We start from the raw sequence: 21,817 nt of genomic DNA on the forward strand, positions 1-21,817 counted from the left end.
GGAAAGTCTGGTCGTTGGTCCGGCTTGGGGCTTCCGAACGTCAGACCTGGCTTTCCGAGGATTGGGAAACCGGTGTGGCCAGCTTGCCTTCTTCCGCCTTGTAGAAATACTGGCTTGAGACCAGCCAGCCCTTGAGCGGTCGAAGCATAGGAATGCAGGTCACCAGGATCAGCGGCAGGGTCGTCACCAAATGCACCCAGTAAGGGGCTGTAAACGCGATTTCGAGCCAGATCGCAAAGGCGACTGCGGGAATGCAGCCGAAGCAGATCACGAAAAACGCGGGCCCGTCCGCAGGGTCGGCAAAGCTGTAATCAAGTCCGCAGTGGTCGCATTTCGGCTTCAGTTTCAGGAAGCCGTCGAAGATGGAACCTTCGCCGCAACGCGGGCAGCGGCCCTTGATGCCGGTACGGATCGGCGGAATTTGCGGCCAGCTTTGTGGAGTGGTCATGGAACACCTTTTCCTGCGAGAGGTCTTCCGGTTCGAGCCGGAGACGTTAATCCAGTCAATATTTGAATGAATGGATATGTTTGCAGTCAAAGATAAAGCAAATTGCTTGCATGGCAAGCCAATCGCCTGCGGCAGATTGGCAGAGGGTTGTGTGCAGTCTTTGCCTTTTCGTTCAGAAGTAGGTGGAGGTCTTGTCCGGCGTTGACGCCAATGCCTCGGAAATGACCCTGAACGCGCTATCGATCTGAGCGCGATCATGTGGTCCACCCAGACAGAGCCGTACGGATTCATCCGCCTTTCCGGCAATTGTGAAGGCGTCGCTTTCCACAACGCCGACAGCCTGGTTCCTCATCTGGCTGACAAAGGCCGGACGAGACCAGCCTTCCGGCAAGGCAAGCCAGATATGAAATCCGTCAGGGTCGGCGTCAAACTTCTGGCTTTTCAGATAGCGGGCGGCCAGCTCCTGCCGGGCCGCGCTTTCGCTTCGGATGTGCCGAAGCAGGGCTCTGGCAGTGCCATCTTCGATCCAGCGCGTGGCGAGGGCTGTCGTGAGCGGGGAAATCATGACGCTGGACGTGCGCTGTGAACGAGCGAACTGCCATGCAGCGCTCCGGTCCGGGGCAAGGACGTGGGCGAGCCGGAGACCGGCTCCAACGCTTTTCGAAAGAGAACCGATGTACCAGGTGATATTCGGAGCAAGAGCGGCTATCGACGGGACCTGCTTGCGGCTGAGCTGGCCGTAGGGATCATCCTCCAGGATCGGCACGCCGTGGCGCTGCGCGGTGGCGGCAAGGTCGCGGCGCCGCTGCTCGGAGAGGGTGCGAGTGGTTGGGTTGTGCAGAGTGGGATTGAGATAGAGTGCCTTCAGGCGACCGTCGAGACACGCTTTGCGAAAGGCCTCCGGATCAATGCCTTCTTCGTCGCTCGGCAAGCCACAAAGCTCCAGTCTGAGTTGTCCGCAGATGGAGCGGATCCCGGGATAGGTGACGGCTTCGCATGCGATCCGGTCACCCGGCTCGCAAAGCGTTGCAAGAATGCCGGCAAGGGCTGCCTGAGCACCGGGAGCAAACAGAATATCTTCCGGGTCGGGTTTGAGGCCAACCCCGGCAAGCCAGCGTGCTGCAGCCTGGCGGTCCGGGTCTTTTTCAGAAATTGTCTGGTATCGAAGCAGCGGAATGAGGTCGGCCGAAAGCGCCGTGAGCCCCTCTTTCATTCGGGCAATCAGGCCGGGGTCACTGACTTCCGGCGGCAGGTTCATGGAAAAGTCCGGAGGTGACAGCCGCTTGGCATCACGCGTTGCAACGCCGCCGCCCAGCACGCTGTCGGGGCCGGTGACGAATGTGCCGCTGCCAACCATGGAGGAGATAGCGCCACGCCTGCGGGCTTCGGTGTAACCGCGTGCAACGGTGGTGAAGTCAAGCCCGAGCCGGGCTGCCAACTGGCGCTGCGCAGGAAGCCGGTCTCCAGGCGAAAGGCGTCCGGTTCGGATATCTTCTTCAATGGCGTCCGCGATCGCGGCATAGCGCGGAGCACTGCTGGCGGAAAGGTCCGGACACCATTCGGTCATGAAGAATTGCTTTCAAATTGACTGGATATTGACTGTATACAGAGGTCGTGCCGGGATGTCACCAATCATTCGCTTCAGTGTGAGGCACCCAGTGGAGCTTGCGAACAATGGGCGGCTGGCGAACAGCGCGCGTGCTGAACGGTCTTTGTGTCCAGGAAGATGTGGTCGTGACGAACGTGTGGCAGCGAGCTGGCAGCAGGGCCTTCCCGATATCAGCTGGTTTTATGCTCGGTCCAAAACCTCGACGGCCAGCACAGTCGGCAAATGGCGGGCAATTTCCTGCCAGGTCTCACCTTCATCCAGGCTGGCGAAAACCGAGCCTGAGTTTGTGCCGAAGTAGAGCCCGGCGGGGTCTCGTGTGTCGCCGCCCATCGCCTGACGCAGAACCGTGAAGAAGCAGGCTTCCTGCGGAAGGCCCTCGCGCTTGTCCCGCCAGGTTCGGCCACCGTCATCGGACTTCCAGACGGCTGCCGCCGCACCGGGGGGAAACCGGCCTTCGGTGTCTCCGTTAAGCGGGAGCGTCCAGATGGTGTCAGGATCTCGCGGATGAACGCGGATCGGGAAGCCGAAGGTGGAGGGAAGGCCGTCGGTGATGTTGTCCCAGTTGAGCCCGCCGTCTGCGGATCGCCAGACGCCGTGGTGGTTCTGCTGATAAAGCAGGTCATTGTCGCCAGGTGCACGCATCATGTTGTGAACGCAATGGCCGGTCTCGCCGTCGCGCGGGGAGGCAGGGTGATCATGTCCCTCACAGGCGGCCGCGTTGGACAGCCGGTTGCGTCGCTCCCACGTCATGCCGCCATCTTCGCTGGCGAAAACGCCTGCCGCAGAAATGCCAATCCAGAGCTTTTTCGGATTGTCCGGGTCGGAAACGATCGTGTGCAGCACAAGGCCGGCCGCACCCGGGTTCCAGCTGTCTGCGGACGGATGATTGGCAAGCCCCTCCAGATGCGCGAAGCTCTTGCCGCCATCCCGGCTGGCGAGAAATCTTGCGGGCTTGGTGCCGGCGTAGAGCGTGCCGTGGGCGTACCCGAGCGACCAGATTTGCGAGAAGTCGTCCGCAAAAGGCAGATCCTGAGGTGTCCAATTCAGAAACTTGGCCGTCTCGGGATCATTGGCTGCCCAGTCGTCGAGCGTCCCTTTGGTCAGTCGTGTAACTTCCCAAGTCTCGCCGCCGTCGACAGAACGCCAGACGCCCGCGCCGGACCATTCGCCGCCGCCGCCGGCCCAGATCGTGCCGCTTTCCGGATCGCCGATCACGTGATTGATCGGCCAGCCATCGCAGAAAGGTCCCTTTACCTTCCAGCCTCCACGGTCGCTTCCACCGTTCAGCAGGAACGCTCCCTTGGTGGTTCCAACAAGCACCGTTACACCCGAAGTCATGGTTTGCCTCCTCCAGAAACCGGCCGAGCTTAACACGAGTTTTGTTGGTTGCAGATGGGCTTCGTTGCTCCTTTACGGCGTGGTGCGGCCTAAAGGAAAAGAGCCTTCTAACTGGTTCTGTTGGTCTCGAGAAACTGGATCTTCTCGCGGTACCAGTGAAACGGTAGACAGTGGGCGCCTGCCGGTAGCAAACTGCCGGCACATGCAAGCCATGCCCTTTCCGGAGATGATCATGCCTGAAGACCTTAGCCATTGGACCGCGCGTCCCCGGCCGGAGCACAAGCCGATTGAGGGCCGTTACGTTGTTCTGGAGCCGCTTGACCCGGTGCATCATACGTCCGGGCTATTCGAAGCTTCCGATGTGCCGGACGGCGATCAGAAATTCCGCTGGCTGCCTGAGTATCCACCGGAGTCGGAAGACGCTTTCCGCGGGTGGGTGGAAAAGGCTGCAGCCAGCAAGGATCCGCTCTTTTTTGCAATCGTGGACAAGGAAACCGGTAAAGTTGCCGGGCGGCAGACACTTATGCGGATCGACGAGGCCAACGGCGTCATCGAAATTGGAAATATCTATTGGGGACCGCTGATCTCGCGCAAACGCGGGGCGACCGAAGCCCTCTATCTGTTCATGAAATATGTGTTCGATGAACTCGGCTATCGGCGTTTTGAATGGAAATGCAACAACGACAACATTCCGTCCAGACAGGCCGCCTTGCGTTTCGGTTTCAGCGAGGAAGGCGTCTTCCGGCAGCATCTTGTCGTCAAGGGTCTCAATCGCGATACAGCGTGGTTCTCCATGATCGACAAGGAATGGCCGGCGCTGAAAAAGGGCTACGAAGCCTGGTTGGCCGCGGAGAATTTCGAGTCATCCGGAGAGCAGAAGCGCAAACTTGGCGCGTGTCTTGCGGATGCTGCAAAGAGCGGTCAATCATGAGCGATCGGCGCCAGCCGGATCCGCCAGACGAGACCTATCGATGAACTCCAGACATATCGGCATCTTGCAGCCCGGGCATGCCCCCGACGAACTGGCACAGGAATTGGGCGACTACGATGCATGCTTCCGGCAGTTGCTGGCCGGTCGCGGGTTTTCCTTCACGACCTATGATGTTGAGGCGGGCCAGTTCCCCGATGGGCCGGAAGCAGCGGATTCCTGGTTGATAACCGGGTCCCGCCACGGAGCTTACGAAGACCACGACTGGATTCCGCAGCTTGAGGATCTTATCCGCGCTATCCACCAGAGCGAGCGCCCTCTGATCGGTGTTTGCTTCGGTCACCAGATCATTGCTCAGGCCCTTGGTGGTAAGGTGGAGAGGTCGCCCAGGGGATTTACCGCAGGCCCGGAAACCTATCGCGGTTTCGGTCACGAAAAACTGGTGCTCAATGCCTGGCATCAGGACCAGGTCACAATGGCGCCCAAGGGGCTTGAAGTTGTTGCAAGCAGTTCAGGTTGCCCGATTGCCGGGCTTCATCTGCCTGGCCGGATCCTGACATGCCAGCCGCATCCGGAAATAGATCCGGACTATCTTGCGGGCATTGTGAAGCTGCGCGGATATGTTTTGAACGACACGCAGCGCGCTGATCTGCCGAAACGGATCGAGACCATGCCTCTTGATGCGAACAAGGCGGCAGATCTCTTTGCAATGTTCCTGTCGGGCGAAGAACTCGGGATGCTGTTGCCCGGTAACGCCGAAGCCTGATCTGCAGAGCCAACCATGCCCGTTCAATCGCAATGCTCGAATTTGCGAAGGTAGAATTTTATTTGGATCTAAACGCTAATTTGGACTTCTCGCGCTTGCAGGTGTTTAAGGGCGTGGCGGATCTGCGATCTGCACATCATTTCAATCAAAGGCGTTCCTGGAAGAGCACCAGGCATCCGTCGCCTGGCGGATCGTTGACTGCGACAAGGACCTGTCGGTGCCCTATGACCGCACTTTCATGGCCTATGCCTATGTCATCATGAAGTCTGGCTTCGTCGGTACGGCACTCACTGTTGCGCCTGACATCACGTTTGCTCAACCAGAAGGTCCGGCTTCCGGCTTCAATACGTTTTAGGAACTGACATTGAGCGACTGGGAGCAGGCTGTCGGGCTGACATGTCCCGGTCTCTTCGGCATATAGGAAATCCTACGCTTTGCTCACTCAAGAAAAAGGCAATCGACTGTCTCCTGTCGATTGCCTTTGTTTTTGCCGTGCCGACCGCTGGAACGTCAGTGGCTCTTCGCGGCTGACTTGCCTCTGACGAGCCGCCAGACCGGCAGGATCACCTTGCTGGTGACCGGGATCAGCAGCATGCCGAGTGCAAGGCCGAACAGACCGTCCAGGCTTGCCGTTACCACCCATGTGAGGAAGCCTTGAGCGACCTGTACCGAATGAGCCACGTTGTGGGCAATGTCGTGGATGATGCCGTAGATCTGCCCGAAGCCCAGAACGTCCATACCATGCAGCACGATGGAGCCACCGACCCAAAGCATGGCGGCGGTACCAACCGTCATCAGCAGTTTCATGAAGCCGGGCATGGCTTTCACAATGCCGTGGCCGATGGCGCGGGTCAGCGACAGGCGGCCTCTGCGCGTCAGCATCAGGCCAAAGTCGTCCGCCTTTACCAGCAAGGCAACGGAGCCATAAACGAGAACGGTGATTCCGATTGCGACCACTGCAAGCGTGGCGGCTTCCATCCAGATGGTGCTTTCAGGAATCTCGGCGAGGGCGATCGTCATGATTTCCGCCGACAGGATGAAGTCGGTCTTGATGGCGCCGGAAACCTTCTGTTCTTCCAGATGCAACGGGTCGGCAACGAAGCCTTCCGGCTCGTCGGCGTCATGATGATGGGGCTTGAAGATGTGATAGATCTTTTCCGCCCCCTCAAAACACAGGTAGGCGCCACCCAGCATCAGCAACGGTGTGATGATACCTGGTAGAAACTCATTGAGTAGGAGGCCGGCAGGGAGCAGGAAGATCAGCTTGTTCTTGATTGATCCCTTCGCGATCCGCCAGACGATCGGAATTTCGCGTGCAGGGGAAAATCCGGCGACATATTTCGGAGTGACGGCTGCGTCGTCGATCACGGCTCCGGCCGCCTTCGCACCCGCCTTGGCCGCCTGGCCGATCACGTCATCCGCGGAGGCCGCGGCAATCTTGGCGATTGCGGCAACGTCATCGAGTAGGGCAAGCAATCCGCTCATGGCAGCTCCAGGTCTGTGTCCGTCCGGGGCAAGGATATAGCGTGTTGCCGGGTGAGGGGCCAGTAAAGAGCCGCATATTCCTGAAACAGATAGCACCGGAACGAATTGGCCTGATGTTGGTTAGGCCAGGGCCGCCAGTGTGGTGCTTTCCTGCGGAAATGCCGTGAAGGCCTCCGCAGACTTGCGGCGTTGCTTCGGCATCGGGTTTGGAACTGCAGACAACAGGCGGCGTGTGTACGGGTGCTGCGGGTTTTTCAGAATCTGTTCGGTTGGACCGGTTTCGACAATCTCGCCCTTGTACATCACCGCAATGCGGTGACTGACCCGCTCCACCACGCCGATGTCGTGTGAGATGAACAGGAACGACAGACCTTCCGTGCGTTGCAGTTCCAGCATCAGATCAGTGATCTGCCGGGCAATGGAAACATCCAGCGCGGAAACCGCTTCGTCCGCAATGATGAGTTTCGGTTCCACCGACAAGGCACGCGCAATGCACAGACGCTGACGTTGTCCGCCGGAGAATTGGTGCACGAAGCGATTGATGGCATCGCGCTCCAGTCCAACCCTTTCAACCAGATCCGCTGCGAGTTCCTTCTGGTCCTTGCGCGAGACAAGGCCGTGGATCCGTGCCGGCTCCGTAATCAGCTCATGTACCGGAAGCCGCGGATTGAGGCTCGCATAAGGGTCCTGAAACACCATCTGCATGTCCTTCCGCGTTTCGCGGAGCGCCTGCCGGGAGGAGCTGTTCAGAACATGACCGTCAAGCCGGACAGATCCGCTTTCAGGTTCGATCAGGTGCAGAATGGACCGCGCCAGGGTCGACTTGCCGCAACCGGATTCGCCAACCAGACCAAGCGTCTCGCCACGCGCAACCTTCAGCGAAACGCGGTTCACGGCCAGAACGCCGCCGGATTTCCTGGAAAACAGGCCGGATTTGCCGGGAAATCTTGTCGACAGTTGCTCAACATCCAGCACTGTCTCGGTCCCGGCCTCCTGCGTGCTGGTTCCAGAACCCGGTTTCGGCGTTGCCGCCATCAGCGCCTTTGTGTAGGCAGCCTTCGGCCTTTCGAAAAGATCGTGTACGCTGGCTTCTTCCATCTTTTCGCCGTTGCGAAGCACGACGACCCGGTCGGCAATCTCGGCAACGACGCCCATGTCGTGTGTGATGAACAGAACGCCCATGCCGATCTCTGCCTGAAGGTTCCGGATCAGTGTCAGGATCTCCGCCTGGGTGGTGACGTCCAGAGCCGTTGTCGGTTCATCGCAGATCAGCAGTTTGGGCCTGCAGGCGAGCGCCATAGCAATCATCACCCGCTGACGCAGGCCGCCGGAAAGTTCGTGCGGATATTGCTGCAGCCGCCGCGCCGGATCCGGAATGCGCACCTGATCGAGGGCTTCTTCCGCGGCTTGCATGGCCTTGCGCCTGTCGAACTTCCGGTGGCGAATGAAGACCTCGCCAACCTGGTCGCCGATTTTCAGAACCGGGTTGAGTGAGGTCATCGGCTCCTGAAAAACCATGGAAATGGCATTGCCGCGCAGAGCTGTCAGCTGTGCATCCGACAGGCTTCGCAAGTCATGGGAGCGATCACCATCGTTCAGGCGGATGCTGCCCCCGCCAATCGTTCCACCTTCTCGTTCGATCAGCCGCAGGATGGAAAGTGCCGTGGCCGATTTGCCGGAACCGGACTCTCCGACCAGCGCAAGTGTCTCGCGCGCATGAATTGCAAAGGAAATTCCTTTCACGGCTTCATGAGCACCGAAAGAAATCCTGAGGTCCTGAACGTCCAGTACCGGCTGGGTCATTTGAGGTCTCCGCGGCGTCTTGCGGCAAATTCCGGATGCTGGTTGAAGTCCGGTAGCGGCGGTGTCCAGCGGTCGGCATGAGGCTTGAACGAATGGGCAATCGGGTCGAGGCCCTGCACCTGCCAGGAGACGGTTTCGTCAAGCTCAAGCAAACCGAAGGCACAGGCAGGTTGGCCCCTGGTGGTGAAGCTTTCGGTGAGCGACTGCTGTGTCAGATGGGTAATGCCGTCCACCGTGGTGATTGTGTTCCAGTGAACGTGGCCGGACAGACAGACCACCGGCTGCCGGGACTGCGCCAGTGCCGCGCGGGCACGTTCTGCCATCGGGTAGGTCGAAGCTGACGGATTGCGTTCGAAGTAGTAGTTACCGATCTGGCCATGACCGGAAACGGGAACGTGGCTGAGCACCAGAAGAGGCTTGTCCGTGTTCTGTGCAACGCGTGACAGCCACAAGAGATCGGCCTCATGCAGAATGAACCCGGAATGCTCCGGCGTCCGATGGATCTTGCTGTCTGCGCGCCACAGAGCAATTCTCCAGTCACCTGCATCGAAGGTCACGTTGGCGAGGGACTGACCGAGGATTTCCTCGTTGTCCGAAACATCCAGGTGATCGCGGTCGTGATTGCCATTGATGTGGTGGACCGGAGCATCGACGGCCTTGAAGGCGTCGGCGACTTCGCGTTCCAGCTGAAGGTCTGTGTCGCGGTCCATATCGGAAATCCGATCGCCCAGATCGACGACGAAATCGGGGGCAGCATCGTTGGCGAAACGGGCAAACTCGGCCATCAGGTCGAGGGCAGTGTCACCGCGCTTGGTCGCGGAAGGTTTGCCGTGGTGGATGTCGGCGACAACAGCAATGCGTACGGACACGTTGAATTTCCTGAATTTAACAAAGGGTAGGGAGAGCGCCGCCGGTGTACCGGCGGCGCTTTTTTGCTTAGTTGAACGAAATGGAGCCGGCGCGGAAGTCGAGCACGTAGGGAATGTGACCCGGCTTGGGAGCCCAGTTGACGTTGGTCTTCATCGCCCAGCTTTCATAGGGGCGATACAGCGGCAGCACCGGCGGATCCTGCTTGATGCGCTCCATCAGCTCCGCATAGGCCGCGCGACGCAACTCGACATCACCGTTAAAGCGGAACTGCTCCCAGCTCTTGGCGTAGTCTTCGTCCGTGTTGAAACGGCCTTCGGATTCAGACGGACCATTCGGAGCCCACATGACGCCGAAGCTGCCGAACGGGTCGGCGAAATACATCGGGTTGGACCAGTTGCGGGTCATCATGTCAGGGGAGTTGCCGCTCCATTTGTCCTGGACGTTGACCTTGCCTTTGATACCGACTTCCGCCCACATCTCCATGATGGCCTGGGCCGCCAGAAGGCCGTTGGTGTAGTAGCCCGGCGCGGTGTCGTAGGTGATTTCGAAGCCGTCGTAACCTGCTTCCTTGAGCAGTTCCCTGGCTTTCTCCGGATTGTATTCGAAGGTGGTTAGCTCCGGCTGGTACAATTCGCCGAATTCCGCAAGCGTGTGCGTGGACGGAACCACGGCCTTGCCACCCCACAGGGCTTCGTTCAGCGTGTCACGGTCGATGGCGAGCGACAGGGCCTGACGGATGCGGGCATCCTTCAGTTTCGGATGGTTCACATTCATGATCATGACGTGGAAGAGGGCAGTGGCGCTGCCGGCGGCCTTCATGTCCGGATCGTTCTCGATCAGCTGAAGCTGGTCAGGTGCGATGTTGGTGACGATGTCGGCTTCACCTGTTTTCAGGGCCGTGATGCGTGAAGCAGTCTCCGGCATATGCCGGACAGTGACCTTGTCGAGCGGTGCCTTTTCGCCCCAGAAGTCGTCAAAACGTTCCCAGACCACTGTTTCGCCCGGCACGAATTCGGCAACCTTGTATGGGCCTGTGCCGACCGGCTTCAGGGAAAAGGCTTCAAAGTCGTCATGCTCAAGCTTGTCCGGGTCGCCTGCAAGGCTCTTGGTGTAAGCTTCCGGAATGATCATGACCTGCTGCAGGTTCAGCAGTGTTTCCCAAAGAGGCTCCGGGCGCTTTGCATGGATGCGCACGGTGAGATCGTCGACCTTCTCGGCCTTCTCGAAGTTTTCAAGACGGTCCCGGGCACGCACCTGATAGGGTGGGAAGTCGGCCTGATACATCCGGTTCAGCGAGAACACGACATCGTCGGCAGTCATGTCGGCACCATTGTGGAACTTCACGCCTTCACGCAGTTTCAGTTCCATGATCGTCGGTTCGACAAGTTTCCACTCTGTCGCAAGGCCAGGCTGCCATTCAGTGTCGGTGGTGTCGTGGTTCTTTGCGATCAGCGTATCGAACGCGTTGTAGTAGAACTGTGAGCCGACATTAGAGTGATCGCGACCCGGATCGAGGTAGCTGGACACGTTGGCTGCACCAACGGTGAGTTCTGTTGCGAAGGCACTTGTCGCCATGAGCGAAGCAAGAGCGGTGGTTGCCAGTAGTTTGGTCATATCGAGCCTCCAAGGCTGCTAGGGTGGAGCGTTGGCCGTTCCGGCTTCTGTGGTTGGGTTCGGTCAGCGGGACCTGAGACGGACATCCGCCTTGTCGCGCAGCCAGTCGCCAAGGATCTGGACTGCGAATGTGAGGAGCAGGATCACCATCGCGGGGGCGAGAACGATCCAGGGGGCCGTCGGCAGATAGTCGCGGCCGATGCCGACCATCGATCCGAGCGTTGCGGTTGGCGGTTGAACGCCGAGACCGAGGAAAGACAGGGTCGATTCCAGGATGACGATGTTGGAAAAGTTCAGTGTGAACTGGACGACGATCGGCGAGACGACATTGGGCAGGATGTGCCTCACCGCAATCCGGAGCGGCGTAGCACCTGCTGCACGTGCCGCTTCGACAAAGGGCATCTGGATCAGCTTCTTCACTTCACCACGCACGATCCGCGTGTATTGCTCCCACCCGTAGACACCGAGCACGAGGATCATCACGTCCAGGGATGAGCCCATGACTGCCAGAATGAGAAGGGCAATCAGGGTGAAGGGAATGGCGATCTGCGCGTCGACCAGGCCCATGATGACCTCTTCGAAAACACCGCCGATGATGCCGGCCATCAGACCCAATGTACCGCCGATCAGTAGACCGATAACGGCTCCCGCAAGGGCGAGTGCGAAGGTCAGCCGCAGACCGTAGATGCAGCGGGAGAAGATATCCCGGCCGAGTTCGTCGGTGCCGAAATAGAAGCCGTCCTTGTAGCGTTCGAACCCGATTGGCGGACGCAGCCGGGAAATGAGACTTTGGGCATTCGGGTCGAAGGGGGCAACCCAGGGGGCGGCAAGTGCCGTCACGACCAGGATCAGGCCGATGAGAAGCGCAATCCGGACAATCCAGTTCGCATCCGACCAGATCGGCAGACGGTATGTTCTTGTGCCGGTATTACGCGGCGAAGACAGGTTGTGCGTTGCTTCGGTCATGCGCTTATCCCTTGGCAAGGCGGATGCGCGGATCCGCGAAGGCGTAGGCGATGTCGACCACTGCGTTGATCACGATGACCGCGACAGCGACGGACAGGACACCGAACTGGAGGACGGGGTAGTCACGCAGGATGGCGGACCGGACGAGGAGATCGCCGATACCGGGCCATGCGAAGATCGATTCCACGACAACGCTACCCGCCGCCGCGAGGCTGGCGATCTGTAGTCCGACCACGGAAAGCAGCGTGATCGACGCGTTGCGCAGTCCGTGCTTCAGGATGACGATCCACTCCGGCAGGCCCTTGGCACGGGCTGTGCGCATGTAGTCCTGGCTGAGCACGTCCAGCATGGCGTTGCGGGTGAAGCGGGTGATCGCCGCAACCAGCGTGCCGGAAATGGCAAGCGTCGGCATGATGAAATGCAGCGCCGTCCCATCACCGATGACGGGAAGCCAGTTGAGCGTGTAGGCAAAGATCAGCACCAGCAGGATGCCGATGATGAAGGACGGCACGGCATATCCGAGAAAGGCGATCACCATCACCACGCTGCCGATGATGCTGGTGCGGTAGATGGCGGCCAGAATGCCAAGCGGTATGGACACTATCAGCGTGAAGCAGACGGCGCTCAGCAGCAGTTTCAAGGATGGCCAGGCACGTTCGAGAACGATTTCCGAAACCGGCCGCCTTTCCAGGAAGGACAGTCCGAACTCGCCCGAAAACACCGAGCTGAGATAGCGCCAGTACTGAGTGCCGATGGATGAATCCAGACCGTAGTAAGCGATCAGGAGGGCCCGGTCTTCCTTGGTGATGCCTTCGCCGAGAACGAAGTCGACCGGATTTCCGGAAAGCCTGGTGGCGAAGAAGACGAGCGTCACGATGAGGAACAGGGTGATCGCCATCCGCAAGAGGGTTCGCAGAACGTAGGTCAGCATGCGCTCGCCTCCACTGACGACGGGTGAGCGAGCGGTAACTTGTCTTCCACCGGAGCGCCGTTCGCGAGCGGCGAGGGCGTTGCGACGAGGTGAATGAAATCGAGACCGGCAAGGGTTGCCGCCGCACCGTCGGTCGCGGCGTTGTCGCCCACAAAGACAGCCTCGCTCGCCGGAACGCCCGCAGCTTCGAGTGCCGCGCCGATGAGGAACGGCTGAGGTTTGCCGATAACCCTTGGCGCGATCTCCGGACAGCACGCCTTGAAGGCTGCAAGCAGGGAGCCGGTTTCCGGCACCGGGCGACCGTCCGCATTCGGGTGGGAAAGATCCGGATTGGTCACGACCAGCTCTGCGCCTTGCTCCAGCAGTCGCAAGGCCTTTTCCAGTCCGGTCAGGGTGAACTTTGTATCCCGGGCAAGCAGGACGACGTCTGTCCGATCGTTTGCGCGCTCAAGGCCGAGCTCTGTTGCAAGAGCGTGAAGCGGCTGTTCGGCAATTACATGGATGCGCGCGCCCGGACGTTCCGCTGCGATCGTGCGCACAGCCAGCTCACCTGCAAGAAAGATGCTTTCCTGCGGCAAAGGCAGGCCGATTGCGTTCAGTTTTGCCGATAGCGTGACGCATGTGTCGGCCGAGTTGTTCGAAACGATCGATACCCTTTTGCCGGCAGCCCGGACAAAATCTTCTGCGCCCGGCAATGCTCGTCCGGCGGCTATCAGGCAACCGTCCATATCGCACAGGATTGCGGCATAACCGTCAACCTCCGCGGCGCCAAGCCATTGAATTGTTGTTGTTTTGCGAGCCCGCATTGCGAAGTCCATATCTGTCCGGTTGCCTTTCGGTACCACCGATTGGCATTTAGGATCCGCCGGTACGGCAGGCGGATTGTTCTGGTCAGGAAGGGCCGTGCTCCGTTGGCGTGGCCCGCTGAAATCGCAATCAAATTGTCGTCACTCTGTGACGCTGCCGTAACAGAGCGAACCTATGGTTTGAGGTGATCAAACCTTTGGCTTTGCTAATCGGAGAAAACCTGGAATGACACTTTCCCTGTCGCGCATTCGGGCCGTGAACGCGGTCGCGTCCGGAGGCTCATATGCTGCAGCGGCACGGGCGCTGAAGATTTCGCAGCCGGCCGTCGCGCGTCATGTGAAAGACCTTGAAGCGGAATTCGGCGTACGCCTGTTCGACCGGAAAAACGGTGTCTTGTCGCCAACCCCCCTGTGCAACGAGCTATGCGACGTCGCCGAACGAATGGCAGAAGCCGAACGCGCAGCAACACGGCTTTTGACCCGCCACAACACCTTGCTGAATGGTCGTTTGAAAATCGGATTGGGAAATTCGATGCCGGGCATGGCGTTGATCGCGCAGTTTCTCAAGCGGCATCCGGGCATCGAAATCGCGGTGGAAACAGGTTCGCATGAGCGGATCACGCGGGCAGTGCTGACCCGCGAAGTCGACATCGGTGTGCTGCCGGATGTGCCTGCGGATGGCCGTTTCCGGCGTGCCTTGCTTGCAAGGCAAAATGTCGTTGCCATCGTCCATCCCGACAGTCCGCTTTCCCGGGAGGCGGCCGTGACCTGCGAACGGCTGATGGCCGAACCCCTGATTTTCCGGACAAGGGGATCCTCCACCCAACGGGTGGTCGACAGGGCCTTTCGTTCTGCCGGGTTCGAGCCTTCGCCTCTTTTGACACTGGACACCCGTGACGCGGTTTATGAAGCCGTGGTCAATGGCCTCGGGGTCGGTTTCATGTGGCGATTCGGAACCGGGCGAACCGATGTCGTTCACCGGGTTCCGGTCTCGGACATGCAACGCCAATACGAGGAAGTGGTTTTCTCGCTCGGCGACGAGCGCAGCATGCTGTTCGACGTTTTCTTTTCCGCCGTGGAAAGCTTCCGCACGGAGGCGGACGTCATTCTGGACCACTAGCAGGCGCGGAGACGCCTAGGCGGTGATCGCCTCTGCAAGACGCACAGCGGACGCCACACCATCAATGATGGGTACCTTGAATTGCGCCGTCAGGTCGGCGGCCAGATCCGCCATGCCGGCGCAACCGAGTGCGATTGCGCCGATGCCGTCCAGTCTCAGAGCGGCCTGGATTTCCGCCTCGATCTTGTGCCGGGCATCGCTCTCGGGGTTTTCCAGTTCGAGAACCGGTACGTCCGATGCACGCACCCTGACACATCGGGCGGCAAGGCCGGTGCGCTGCAGGTTCTCTTCCAGCACCGGTACGGAGACGGACAAGGTGGTAACCACCGAGAACCGTTCGGCCGCCACGGAGGCAACATGGTAGGCCGCCTCGCCGATGCCAACCACCGGGACGCGGGATTTCGCCTTCAGTTCCCACAGGCCGGTATCGTCGAAACATGCGATGATGACCGCGCTTATGCTTGGGTCGGTCTTCAGCGAGCGCTCGAAGAGATCGAACAGGCCGGGCAGGGCAGCCTCGCCATCCGCTGGCCCCTGAATGGCTGCCGGTCCCTCCAGTGGATTGATGGCCGTAATCCGGCTGAAGGGACCAGCTGCGGCGCGAGCAGCCGCCGCGATCTTCTGCGTCATTGAAGCCGTGGAATTCGGATTGATGACGAGGATGTGTATGTCGCGCATGTAAGGCCCTAGACCATGCCCTTTCCGGCATCCGAGCCGTGCCGTGACCTGCGTTTGTTCAGGATGACGACAATGGCCAGGAACAGGCCGATGATGCCGAAGGAGAAGGCGGTTGTCAGAGTGCCGAGAGCAAAGATCACCGGCGTCGTGACGTTTGTTGTCATGCCGTAGATTTCCAGCGGCAGCGTGTTGTAGCTGCCGGCCGTCAGAAGCGTGCGGGCAAACTCGTCATAGGACAGGGTGAAACCGAACAGGGCGACCCCGATCAGCATCGGCGCGATTATCGGCAGCACGACATGACGGACAGTCTGCCAGGCGCTTGCGCCCTGGTCGCGTGCGGCCTCCTCGTAGGATTTGTCGAAACGGTTGAAAACCGCGAACATGATCAATAGGCCGAAGGGCAAGGTCCACGTCAGCTGCGCGCCGAAGCCCGAGGTCGACCAATGCACGGCAAGGCCGGACTGGGAGAAGATCAGGCCGACGCCAAGCGAAACCAGGATCGACGGGATCACCAGCGAGGTGATGATCAGATAGAAGATCGCACCGGACCCGGGAAACCGCTTGCGGAAGGCAAGGCCGCCCATGACGGAGACAACGACCGTTGTCACCATGACCATGAGGCCAAGCACGAGCGAGCGCGAGAAACTGCCCCAGATATCACCTACCGCCTGTTGTTCGAACAGGTCGTGGAACCAGTGTAGCGAGACGCCGCGCATCGGGAAGGTCAGCCCGCCCTGCGGTCCCTGAAAACTCAGGATCGCGATGGTGACTGTCGGGCCATAGAGGAAAACCAGGAAAAGGCCAAAGAACGCGGCAAGCGCATAAAAGGAGCGGGAACGTTTTTCCATGATCAGAGCTCCTTCCGGATGTCGACGAAGCGCAGCAGGATCGAGATCACCAGAAGCACCGTGATCAGCAGGATGACCGCTGTTGCCGCGGCAGAGGGATATTGCAAAAGCGCGATGTCGTTGGAGATCAACCTGCCGACATTGGCCTTCTGGCTGCCGGACATGAAGCGCACGGTAATGAAGTCGCCCATCACCAGCGTGACGACAAAAATGGAACCGATCATGATGCCGGGTTTGGTCAGCGGAATGATGACGTTGGTGAGTGTCTGCAGACCGGTGGCACCATTGTCATAGGCTGCCTCGATCAGCGAGCGGTCGATACGCATCATGGTGTTGAAGATCGGGACCACCATGAACAGCGTGTAGAGGTGGACAAAGGCCAGGATCACCGAAAAATCGGAAAAGAGCAGCCAATCCAGCGGCTCGTCAATGACGCCCATCGAGATCAACGTGGAATTGGCGATGCCGTTGCGGCCCAGGAACGGGATCCAGGAAATCATGCGGATGATGTTGGATGTCCAGAACGGGATCGTGCACAACAGAAACAGAACGATCTGCCAGGTCAGTGTGCGCACGTGAAAGGCGAGGAAATAGGCAACGGTAAATCCGATCACCAGTGTGATCGCCCAGGTGATCAGCGCGTATTTCACCGTGTTGAAGAACACCTGGTAGGTCACTGGAGACGTCAGCAGGAATTCGTAGTTGTCGAACTGGAAGGCCGGGTAGATCGAGAATTCCGTCGCTCCCCAGAAACTCACCACGACGATCATGGCAATCGGCAGAACCAGGAAGAAGAACAGCACCAGCGCCAGAGGCAGCGACAGTAGCCAGCCGGTCATGGCATCGGGCAGGCGACTGAGGCTGAAGGGAGCCTTTGCACGAGCTTTCGCAGCCGGGGCCACGCTGGAAATGGACTGTGTCTGATCCGTCATGAAGGTCGGGTCCGGTAAGTAGAGAAGGCGGGTGTCATGCTCGCCCCGGGTGTCTTGAAGTGCCCGGGAAAAGTTTCCCGGGCACCAGTGTGTCGGCTCAGCCTCAGGCGGCGATGAACTCGTTCCACTTGCGAACCATGTACTGGTTCTCGTCCATGACAGCGTTCCAGCAGGCAACGGCACCCATGCGCTCGTAGAACGAGCCGCCGTCGCGGGTTTCGCCGGCTTTCGCCAGAACGTCACCGAACGGGTTGGTGATGTCGCCGGTGGCTTCCTTGCCTTCGAACCAGTAACCCCACTCGTTCTCGTCCATGTGGTTCTTGGAGGTTTCCGGCACGGCCGAGTAGTAGCCCTGGCGCATCAGGAAGCCGCCGACCCAGCCGTCGAGATACCAGTTGATGTATTCGTAGGCTGCTTCCAGTTCGAGGCCGGTCAGGCTCTTGGAAAGACCGATGCCACCACCCCACGACCGGTAGCCTTCCTTGAGCGGCTGATAGACGCAATCGATGCCGCGGGACTTCACGGCGGTGATCGCCGGAGACCACATGGACTGGATCACGACTTCGCCGGACGCCATCAGGTTGACGCTTTCGTCAAAGGTCTTCCAGAAGGCGCGGAACTGGCCGTTTTTCTTGGCTTCGGTGAAGATCGCCATGGTCTTGTCGATCTCTTCGCGGGTCATGTTGCCCTTGTCGCCATACTGGATTTCGCCCATGGCTTCGCAAACCATGGCCGCATCCATGATGCCGATGGAAGAGATGTCGAGGATCGATGCCTTGCCCTTGAATTCCGGGTTCAGCAGTTCGGTCCAGCTTTCGATCGGGCGGCCGATCAGGTCCGGACGGATGCCGAGTGTGTCGGCGTTGTAGATGGTCGGGATGAGTGTCATCCAGCCGGTTTCTTCGGTGGCGAACGCCTTGCCGTCCGGACCGTCGACAAAGCCGACCGTATGCGGCGCGGTGCCCTGTGCGATCACGGATTCCGGCGTCAGCTTGCCGCTTTTGAAGATGCCGACGATCTTGTCGTAGTTCTTGATCTTGGAGGTGTCCATTGCCTGCAGGTTGCCGGTCGGCCAGACCTTCTTGCAGATCCAGTATTCGATGTCCGCAATGTCGAAGCTGTCCGGCTGGGTCGCCGCACGCTGGGTGACGGCGTCACTGTCCAGAGCGGTCATTTCCAGGGTGAAGCCGAGATCTTCCTTCACCTTCTGCGCCACTTCGTTGAGGTTGGAAACGCCGGTGCCGAACTGGCGCAGGGTCACGTCCTTGATGTTCTGTGCCCAGATGGTCGGGAAGCCGGTAATGGCTCCCGAACCCAGGGCCGCACCGGCAGCTGCAGCGCCGCCTTTCAGGATGCTGCGGCGGCTGACGCCTTTCTTGGTCATCTGTTCAGTTTTTCCCACTGTATCTGTCATGTTCTTACTCCTGTTCCCCTCTGGAGTTTGTTCGGCCTCGGGAGAAGGCCTTCGATCGGCTGCCTTCAGGCAGCCAGTTGGTGTGCGTCTTCCGGCTTCCATGTCAGGAAGACGGTTGCGCCGATTTCGATCGGGTCCTGGAAAAAGGCTTCGTCGGTGAGTGCGGCCGTCAGATCGCCGGCGCCCCCCGCATCAAGCGCGAGATTGACGGTGGAGCCGAGGTATTCGACGTCCTTGACGAAGGCCGTCAGAACGGCGCCGTCCTCTCCGGCCGCCTTTTTCACCCTCAACCTGTCTGCCCGCAGCGCGACCGAAGCGCCTTTCTGCTGCAGCACGTTGTGGCCGCCGATGAAGCGGGCGACGAACTCGGTTGTTGGCGTGTTGAACACGTCGCGCGGGCTGCCTGCCTGCTCGATCTTGCCGCCGTTCATGACGATGATGTCGTCCGCCAGCGCGAGGGCTTCGTCCTGGCTGTGCGTGACGTGGATGAAGGAAATGCCGAGCTCGCGCTGCAGCTTCTTCAACTCGAGCCGCATCTTGATACGCAGGAACGGATCGAGTGCCGACAGCGGTTCGTCAAGCAGAAGCACGGAAGGTTCGGTAATCAGGGCACGGGCCAGGGCAACACGTTGCTGCTGACCGCCGGAGAGCTGCGAAGGCAACCGTTCCGCATACGCTGCCATATCCACCAGTTCCAGCAACTGACGGGCCTTCTTGAGCCTGACCGGTTTTTCGACACCTTTCATCTTCTGGGAAAAGGCGACGTTATCGACCACGGACAGATGCGGAAACAGCGCATAGTTCTGGAACATCATCGCCGTGCCGCGCCGGGCAGGTGGAAGATCGGTGATGTTGGTGCCGCCCAGAACGATGTCGCCGGTCGAGACGCTTTCATGGCCGGCAATCATTCGCAGGGTTGAAGACTTGCCGCAGCCCGATGGCCCGAGCAGGCAAGAATAGGTGCCGGCGGCGAATTTGTGATTGATCGCGTCGACCGCAATGGTCTCGCCATAGATCTTGGTGGTGGCTGCCAGTTCAAGGTCCAGGGACTTCGCCATGGCCGGACGTCTCCTTCAGAAAACCGTTTTCGGCTCCTGAGACAGCAAGTGCCGTGCCAACGCGAAAAACTGGCGGAATTCCGGAGATCCTGATGAGAAGTCGGAGCAATGAGCAAATTCTCACCGGTAAAAGTGCACAATATTTTGGCAAATTAAATACGATATGAACAAAAATTGTATACGATCCTAGATTGCCGCTTCGGGTGGCGGGGAGTAGGATCAAGGCACCGCTCAACCCCCATTGGGCACTTCAAGAAAAATGACCAAACCTGTGACCACAGCCGATCTTGATCAACGCAGCAAGCTGCATGAAGTCTTTGCCCTACCTCAGGGACGGGCCCTTGAAATCTGCCTGAAGCTTCAGACTGCCATTCTGGAACACAAACTGACACCGGGGCTGAAACTGTCTGAGGATGAGGTGGGTGAAATTTATGGCGTCAGCCGTACCGTCGTGCGCGCTGCGTTGCAGGCACTCGCCCATTCCGGGCTGGTCGCCATGGAAAAGAACCGTGGTGCCTTCGTTGCAAAGCCATCGATCCGCGAGGCCCACGAGGTGTTTCAGGCCCGTGCGCTGATTGAGCCTGCCGTGGCCAGGCTGGCAGCCGATGTCATCACCGACAGGCAGCTCGCGCAGTTGCACGCACATCTGGATGCGGAACATGCAGCTCTTCATGCCGGTGACATGGGCAAGGCGCTGTTCCTGTCCGGAAGCTTTCATACGGAGATTGCGGATATCGCCGACCATCGGGTGTTCGCCGGCATGATCCGATCGCTGATCTCGCGCTCTTCGCTGATCATCGCTCTTTACTGGAAGCGCTCAGACACTGCCTGTGAAAGCCACTCTCATCATGCCCTGATGAATGCCTTTGAAAAGCGCGACGGCGCAGCAGCCGAGAAGATCCAGAAGAGCCACATCGTCGATCTGCATTCCGGTCTGGATTTGCGAGAGAAGTCAGCCCTCGGCCGCTCTCTGGGAGAAGCGCTCGGCAACGGCTGAAGAGCGGAACTCGGAAAGAGCGAGAGAAGGTTAGCGTCCGGCAGAAGCTCCGGCGCCACCGGCATTTGCGTTTGCGCCACCGTTTCCGGTGGATGCGCCCGCGCTGGCCCCGCCAGCTGACGCGCCGGCGCTTGCCCCGCCGCTGTTTGATGCGCCTGCGGAACCGGCGTTACCAGAACCGGAACCGGCGTTACCGCCAGAGCTTCCGCTGGAATTTGCACCAGAGTTTCCGCCAGAATTTGCGCCTGAGTTTCCGCCAGAGTTTCCGCTTGAGTTCCCATTGGCGTTACCACTTGGCCCGCGATCACCCGAGTTGCCGGAGGAGGCATTTGCGTTGCCGTTACCGCTGGCGGCATTGTCACGCCCGCCAGTGGTGGTGTTCTGAGCTTTTGAGCCCGCAGGTGAAAGGCTTGCCGGGGTATCGCCGAAGCTGGGCTTGCCAGGTGTACCTTGCTGGATGGCGGCGCGGCTCTTGCCGACGGATTTGAGACCGTTGAACTTCCCCGGTGCGCTTTGGACGCTTTGGCCTGCACGCAGGTCGCTTTGCTGACCGGATGCGAGATCCTGAACACCAACGACGCCGCGCTGAACCGAAACCTGACTTTCGTTGCCGGTTACGGTTACCGAAAAGCGGGTTCCCTTGACGACGGCTGCAAGATAAGGCGTTTCAACCCTGAAAAACGGTCTGCCGCGGGTCTCGACATCGACATCGATCGTTCCCTTGCGTTGAAGCAGCGTGGTCTGGCTGTCGTTGCTGCGATATTGCGACAGCGCAAATTCGGTATTCGGGCCGACCGTGATGCTGTCGTTGCCTCGCTGAAGTACGGCGCGTGCGCCCTTTCGCGTCGCAATGGTATGGCCCTTGTGAAGTGCCATCCCCTTGCGGGCCCGGTGCGCCTGAATGCCTGGTGCAACGAGATAAACCGTTCCGGAAATCCGTGTGATCACCCATTCGGCTGCAAAAGCTTTTGTCAGTCCTGCAGACAGGGGAATAAGCAGCAGAGCCAGCAGAACAGCTGCGGCACGAGTTTTCAGCGTCCTGCGCAAAGCCGGAAGGCTGTTAAAAGGAAGGCAGTAAACAGCGTGGCCGGCGTGCATCGGCAATACTCGATAGTTGTGTTGTCATGCACTCTTGTCGATACCGGCTTAACGTAGGGTAAAGAATAAAGGTTCAATTTATTCTTGCAATTGTAAGTTTAAATAGTT

Annotated in this window: 21 protein-coding genes; 5 read left to right on the forward strand and 16 right to left on the reverse strand. The window is 59.4% G+C overall.

The genetic code is table 11. From position 1 onward, the window contains the following. Nucleotides 1-40: 40 nt before the first annotated feature. The 3 genes from ACVDG9_RS09910 to ACVDG9_RS09920 all read right to left on the reverse strand — a co-directional run bounded on the left by ACVDG9_RS09910 (nucleotide 41) and on the right by ACVDG9_RS09920 (nucleotide 3,395). A complete protein-coding gene (locus tag ACVDG9_RS09910; protein WP_023003992.1) occupies nucleotides 41-448 on the reverse strand; it encodes a DUF983 domain-containing protein in 408 nt (135 codons plus the stop codon). A gap of 172 nt (nucleotides 449-620) precedes the next feature. Further along, a complete protein-coding gene (locus ACVDG9_RS09915; protein WP_447237869.1) occupies nucleotides 621-2,015 on the reverse strand; it encodes an aminotransferase-like domain-containing protein in 1,395 nt (464 codons plus the stop codon). A 222-nt stretch (nucleotides 2,016-2,237) separates the two neighbouring features. Next, nucleotides 2,238-3,395, reverse strand: a complete 1,158-nt coding sequence (locus tag ACVDG9_RS09920) for a WD40/YVTN/BNR-like repeat-containing protein (RefSeq protein WP_023003994.1) — start codon at nucleotides 3,393-3,395, stop codon at nucleotides 2,238-2,240. A 232-nt stretch (nucleotides 3,396-3,627) separates the two neighbouring features. Here ACVDG9_RS09920 and ACVDG9_RS09925 point away from each other — a divergent pair, with 232 nt between their 5' ends. The 3 genes from ACVDG9_RS09925 (at nucleotide 3,628) to ACVDG9_RS09935 (ending at nucleotide 5,444) form a co-directional block, all read left to right on the forward strand. Further along, nucleotides 3,628-4,326, forward strand: coding sequence for a GNAT family N-acetyltransferase (locus ACVDG9_RS09925; protein ID WP_447237870.1), 699 nt, complete (start codon nucleotides 3,628-3,630; stop codon nucleotides 4,324-4,326). 40 nt (nucleotides 4,327-4,366) lie between these two features. Then, the gene (locus tag ACVDG9_RS09930) at nucleotides 4,367-5,089 is read left to right on the forward strand and encodes a type 1 glutamine amidotransferase (RefSeq protein ID WP_447237871.1); all 723 of its coding nucleotides are present in this window, start codon (nucleotides 4,367-4,369) and stop codon (nucleotides 5,087-5,089) included. A gap of 127 nt (nucleotides 5,090-5,216) precedes the next feature. Next, nucleotides 5,217-5,444, forward strand: a complete 228-nt coding sequence (locus tag ACVDG9_RS09935; protein ID WP_522731717.1) for a histidine decarboxylase, pyruvoyl type — start codon at nucleotides 5,217-5,219, stop codon at nucleotides 5,442-5,444. 155 nt (nucleotides 5,445-5,599) lie between these two features. Here the strand turns inward: ACVDG9_RS09935 and ACVDG9_RS09940 are convergent, their stop codons facing one another. The 7 genes from ACVDG9_RS09940 to ACVDG9_RS09970 all read right to left on the reverse strand — a co-directional run bounded on the left by ACVDG9_RS09940 (nucleotide 5,600) and on the right by ACVDG9_RS09970 (nucleotide 13,564). Next, nucleotides 5,600-6,574, reverse strand: coding sequence for a DUF808 domain-containing protein (locus tag ACVDG9_RS09940; protein WP_075281569.1), 975 nt, complete (start codon nucleotides 6,572-6,574; stop codon nucleotides 5,600-5,602). A 120-nt stretch (nucleotides 6,575-6,694) separates the two neighbouring features. Next, nucleotides 6,695-8,377 (reverse strand): ABC transporter ATP-binding protein, encoded by a 1,683-nt coding sequence (locus tag ACVDG9_RS09945; protein WP_447237872.1) that lies wholly within the window; start codon nucleotides 8,375-8,377, stop codon nucleotides 6,695-6,697. After that, nucleotides 8,374-9,246, reverse strand: a complete 873-nt coding sequence (locus tag ACVDG9_RS09950; protein WP_447237873.1) for a metallophosphoesterase family protein — start codon at nucleotides 9,244-9,246, stop codon at nucleotides 8,374-8,376. Before ACVDG9_RS09950 ends, ACVDG9_RS09945 begins: the two co-directional genes overlap by 4 nt. 67 nt (nucleotides 9,247-9,313) lie before the next feature. Then, nucleotides 9,314-10,861 carry an ABC transporter substrate-binding protein gene (locus ACVDG9_RS09955; RefSeq protein ID WP_055653678.1) on the reverse strand — a complete coding sequence of 516 codons (1,548 nt, stop codon included), beginning with the start codon at nucleotides 10,859-10,861 and terminating at the stop codon, nucleotides 9,314-9,316. A gap of 63 nt (nucleotides 10,862-10,924) precedes the next feature. Beyond that, a complete protein-coding gene (locus ACVDG9_RS09960; RefSeq protein WP_296604488.1) occupies nucleotides 10,925-11,827 on the reverse strand; it encodes an ABC transporter permease in 903 nt (300 codons plus the stop codon). A 4-nt stretch (nucleotides 11,828-11,831) separates the two neighbouring features. Then, the gene (locus ACVDG9_RS09965) at nucleotides 11,832-12,758 is read right to left on the reverse strand and encodes an ABC transporter permease (protein WP_023004002.1); all 927 of its coding nucleotides are present in this window, start codon (nucleotides 12,756-12,758) and stop codon (nucleotides 11,832-11,834) included. Continuing rightward, entirely contained in the window at nucleotides 12,752-13,564 is an 813-nt protein-coding gene (locus tag ACVDG9_RS09970) for an HAD-IIA family hydrolase (RefSeq protein WP_447237874.1), read from the reverse strand. The genes ACVDG9_RS09965 and ACVDG9_RS09970 overlap by 7 nt, the downstream gene beginning before the upstream one ends. 226 nt (nucleotides 13,565-13,790) lie before the next feature. Here ACVDG9_RS09970 and ACVDG9_RS09975 point away from each other — a divergent pair, with 226 nt between their 5' ends. Beyond that, nucleotides 13,791-14,684: a LysR family transcriptional regulator gene (locus ACVDG9_RS09975; RefSeq protein ID WP_055653685.1), complete on the forward strand. Its 894-nt coding sequence runs from the start codon at nucleotides 13,791-13,793 to the stop codon at nucleotides 14,682-14,684. A gap of 15 nt (nucleotides 14,685-14,699) precedes the next feature. On the opposite strand, the gene ACVDG9_RS09980 is transcribed toward ACVDG9_RS09975, so the two are convergent. The 5 genes from ACVDG9_RS09980 to ACVDG9_RS10000 form a co-directional block, all read right to left on the reverse strand. Then, entirely contained in the window at nucleotides 14,700-15,362 is a 663-nt protein-coding gene (locus ACVDG9_RS09980; RefSeq protein WP_055653686.1) for an aspartate/glutamate racemase family protein, read from the reverse strand. An 8-nt stretch (nucleotides 15,363-15,370) separates the two neighbouring features. After that, complete coding sequence (locus ACVDG9_RS09985) at nucleotides 15,371-16,210, reverse strand: ABC transporter permease (RefSeq protein ID WP_055653687.1); 840 nt, start codon at nucleotides 16,208-16,210, stop codon at nucleotides 15,371-15,373. A 2-nt stretch (nucleotides 16,211-16,212) separates the two neighbouring features. Continuing rightward, entirely contained in the window at nucleotides 16,213-17,142 is a 930-nt protein-coding gene (locus ACVDG9_RS09990; RefSeq protein WP_023004007.1) for an ABC transporter permease, read from the reverse strand. 103 nt (nucleotides 17,143-17,245) lie between these two features. Next, entirely contained in the window at nucleotides 17,246-18,556 is a 1,311-nt protein-coding gene (locus ACVDG9_RS09995) for an ABC transporter substrate-binding protein (protein WP_023014488.1), read from the reverse strand. Nucleotides 18,557-18,621: 65 nt separating this feature from the next. Further along, nucleotides 18,622-19,614: an ABC transporter ATP-binding protein gene (locus ACVDG9_RS10000; protein WP_023004009.1), complete on the reverse strand. Its 993-nt coding sequence runs from the start codon at nucleotides 19,612-19,614 to the stop codon at nucleotides 18,622-18,624. 259 nt (nucleotides 19,615-19,873) lie between these two features. Between ACVDG9_RS10000 and ACVDG9_RS10005 the strand changes: the two genes are divergently transcribed. Continuing rightward, nucleotides 19,874-20,611, forward strand: a complete 738-nt coding sequence (locus tag ACVDG9_RS10005; RefSeq protein WP_152506918.1) for a GntR family transcriptional regulator — start codon at nucleotides 19,874-19,876, stop codon at nucleotides 20,609-20,611. 30 nt (nucleotides 20,612-20,641) lie between these two features. On the opposite strand, the gene ACVDG9_RS10010 is transcribed toward ACVDG9_RS10005, so the two are convergent. Continuing rightward, nucleotides 20,642-21,709 carry a FecR family protein gene (locus tag ACVDG9_RS10010; protein WP_447237875.1) on the reverse strand — a complete coding sequence of 356 codons (1,068 nt, stop codon included), beginning with the start codon at nucleotides 21,707-21,709 and terminating at the stop codon, nucleotides 20,642-20,644. Nucleotides 21,710-21,817: the final 108 nt, after the last annotated feature.

The sequence above is a fragment of the Roseibium sp. RP-7 genome, from assembly GCF_053005225.1.

Bases quoted from the DNA above. Each gene is read 5' to 3' on its own strand.
- ACVDG9_RS09910 (WP_023003992.1), bottom strand. From the start codon at position 448: ATGACCACTCCACAAAGCTGGCCGCAAATTCCGCCGATCCGTACCGGC.
- ACVDG9_RS09915 (WP_447237869.1), bottom strand. From the start codon at position 2,015: ATGACCGAATGGTGTCCGGACCTTTCCGCCAGCAGTGCTCCGCGCTAT.
- ACVDG9_RS09920 (WP_023003994.1), bottom strand. From the start codon at position 3,395: ATGACTTCGGGTGTAACGGTGCTTGTTGGAACCACCAAGGGAGCGTTC.
- ACVDG9_RS09925 (WP_447237870.1), top strand. From the start codon at position 3,628: ATGCCTGAAGACCTTAGCCATTGGACCGCGCGTCCCCGGCCGGAGCAC.
- ACVDG9_RS09930 (WP_447237871.1), top strand. From the start codon at position 4,367: ATGAACTCCAGACATATCGGCATCTTGCAGCCCGGGCATGCCCCCGAC.
- ACVDG9_RS09940 (WP_075281569.1), bottom strand. From the start codon at position 6,574: ATGAGCGGATTGCTTGCCCTACTCGATGACGTTGCCGCAATCGCCAAG.
- ACVDG9_RS09945 (WP_447237872.1), bottom strand. From the start codon at position 8,377: ATGACCCAGCCGGTACTGGACGTTCAGGACCTCAGGATTTCTTTCGGT.
- ACVDG9_RS09955 (WP_055653678.1), bottom strand. From the start codon at position 10,861: ATGACCAAACTACTGGCAACCACCGCTCTTGCTTCGCTCATGGCGACA.
- ACVDG9_RS09960 (WP_296604488.1), bottom strand. From the start codon at position 11,827: ATGACCGAAGCAACGCACAACCTGTCTTCGCCGCGTAATACCGGCACA.
- ACVDG9_RS09965 (WP_023004002.1), bottom strand. From the start codon at position 12,758: ATGCTGACCTACGTTCTGCGAACCCTCTTGCGGATGGCGATCACCCTG.
- ACVDG9_RS09970 (WP_447237874.1), bottom strand. From the start codon at position 13,564: ATGCGGGCTCGCAAAACAACAACAATTCAATGGCTTGGCGCCGCGGAG.
- ACVDG9_RS09975 (WP_055653685.1), top strand. From the start codon at position 13,791: ATGACACTTTCCCTGTCGCGCATTCGGGCCGTGAACGCGGTCGCGTCC.
- ACVDG9_RS09980 (WP_055653686.1), bottom strand. From the start codon at position 15,362: ATGCGCGACATACACATCCTCGTCATCAATCCGAATTCCACGGCTTCA.
- ACVDG9_RS09985 (WP_055653687.1), bottom strand. From the start codon at position 16,210: ATGGAAAAACGTTCCCGCTCCTTTTATGCGCTTGCCGCGTTCTTTGGC.
- ACVDG9_RS09990 (WP_023004007.1), bottom strand. From the start codon at position 17,142: ATGACGGATCAGACACAGTCCATTTCCAGCGTGGCCCCGGCTGCGAAA.
- ACVDG9_RS09995 (WP_023014488.1), bottom strand. From the start codon at position 18,556: ATGACAGATACAGTGGGAAAAACTGAACAGATGACCAAGAAAGGCGTC.
- ACVDG9_RS10000 (WP_023004009.1), bottom strand. From the start codon at position 19,614: ATGGCGAAGTCCCTGGACCTTGAACTGGCAGCCACCACCAAGATCTAT.
- ACVDG9_RS10005 (WP_152506918.1), top strand. From the start codon at position 19,874: ATGACCAAACCTGTGACCACAGCCGATCTTGATCAACGCAGCAAGCTG.
- ACVDG9_RS10010 (WP_447237875.1), bottom strand. From the start codon at position 21,709: ATGCACGCCGGCCACGCTGTTTACTGCCTTCCTTTTAACAGCCTTCCG.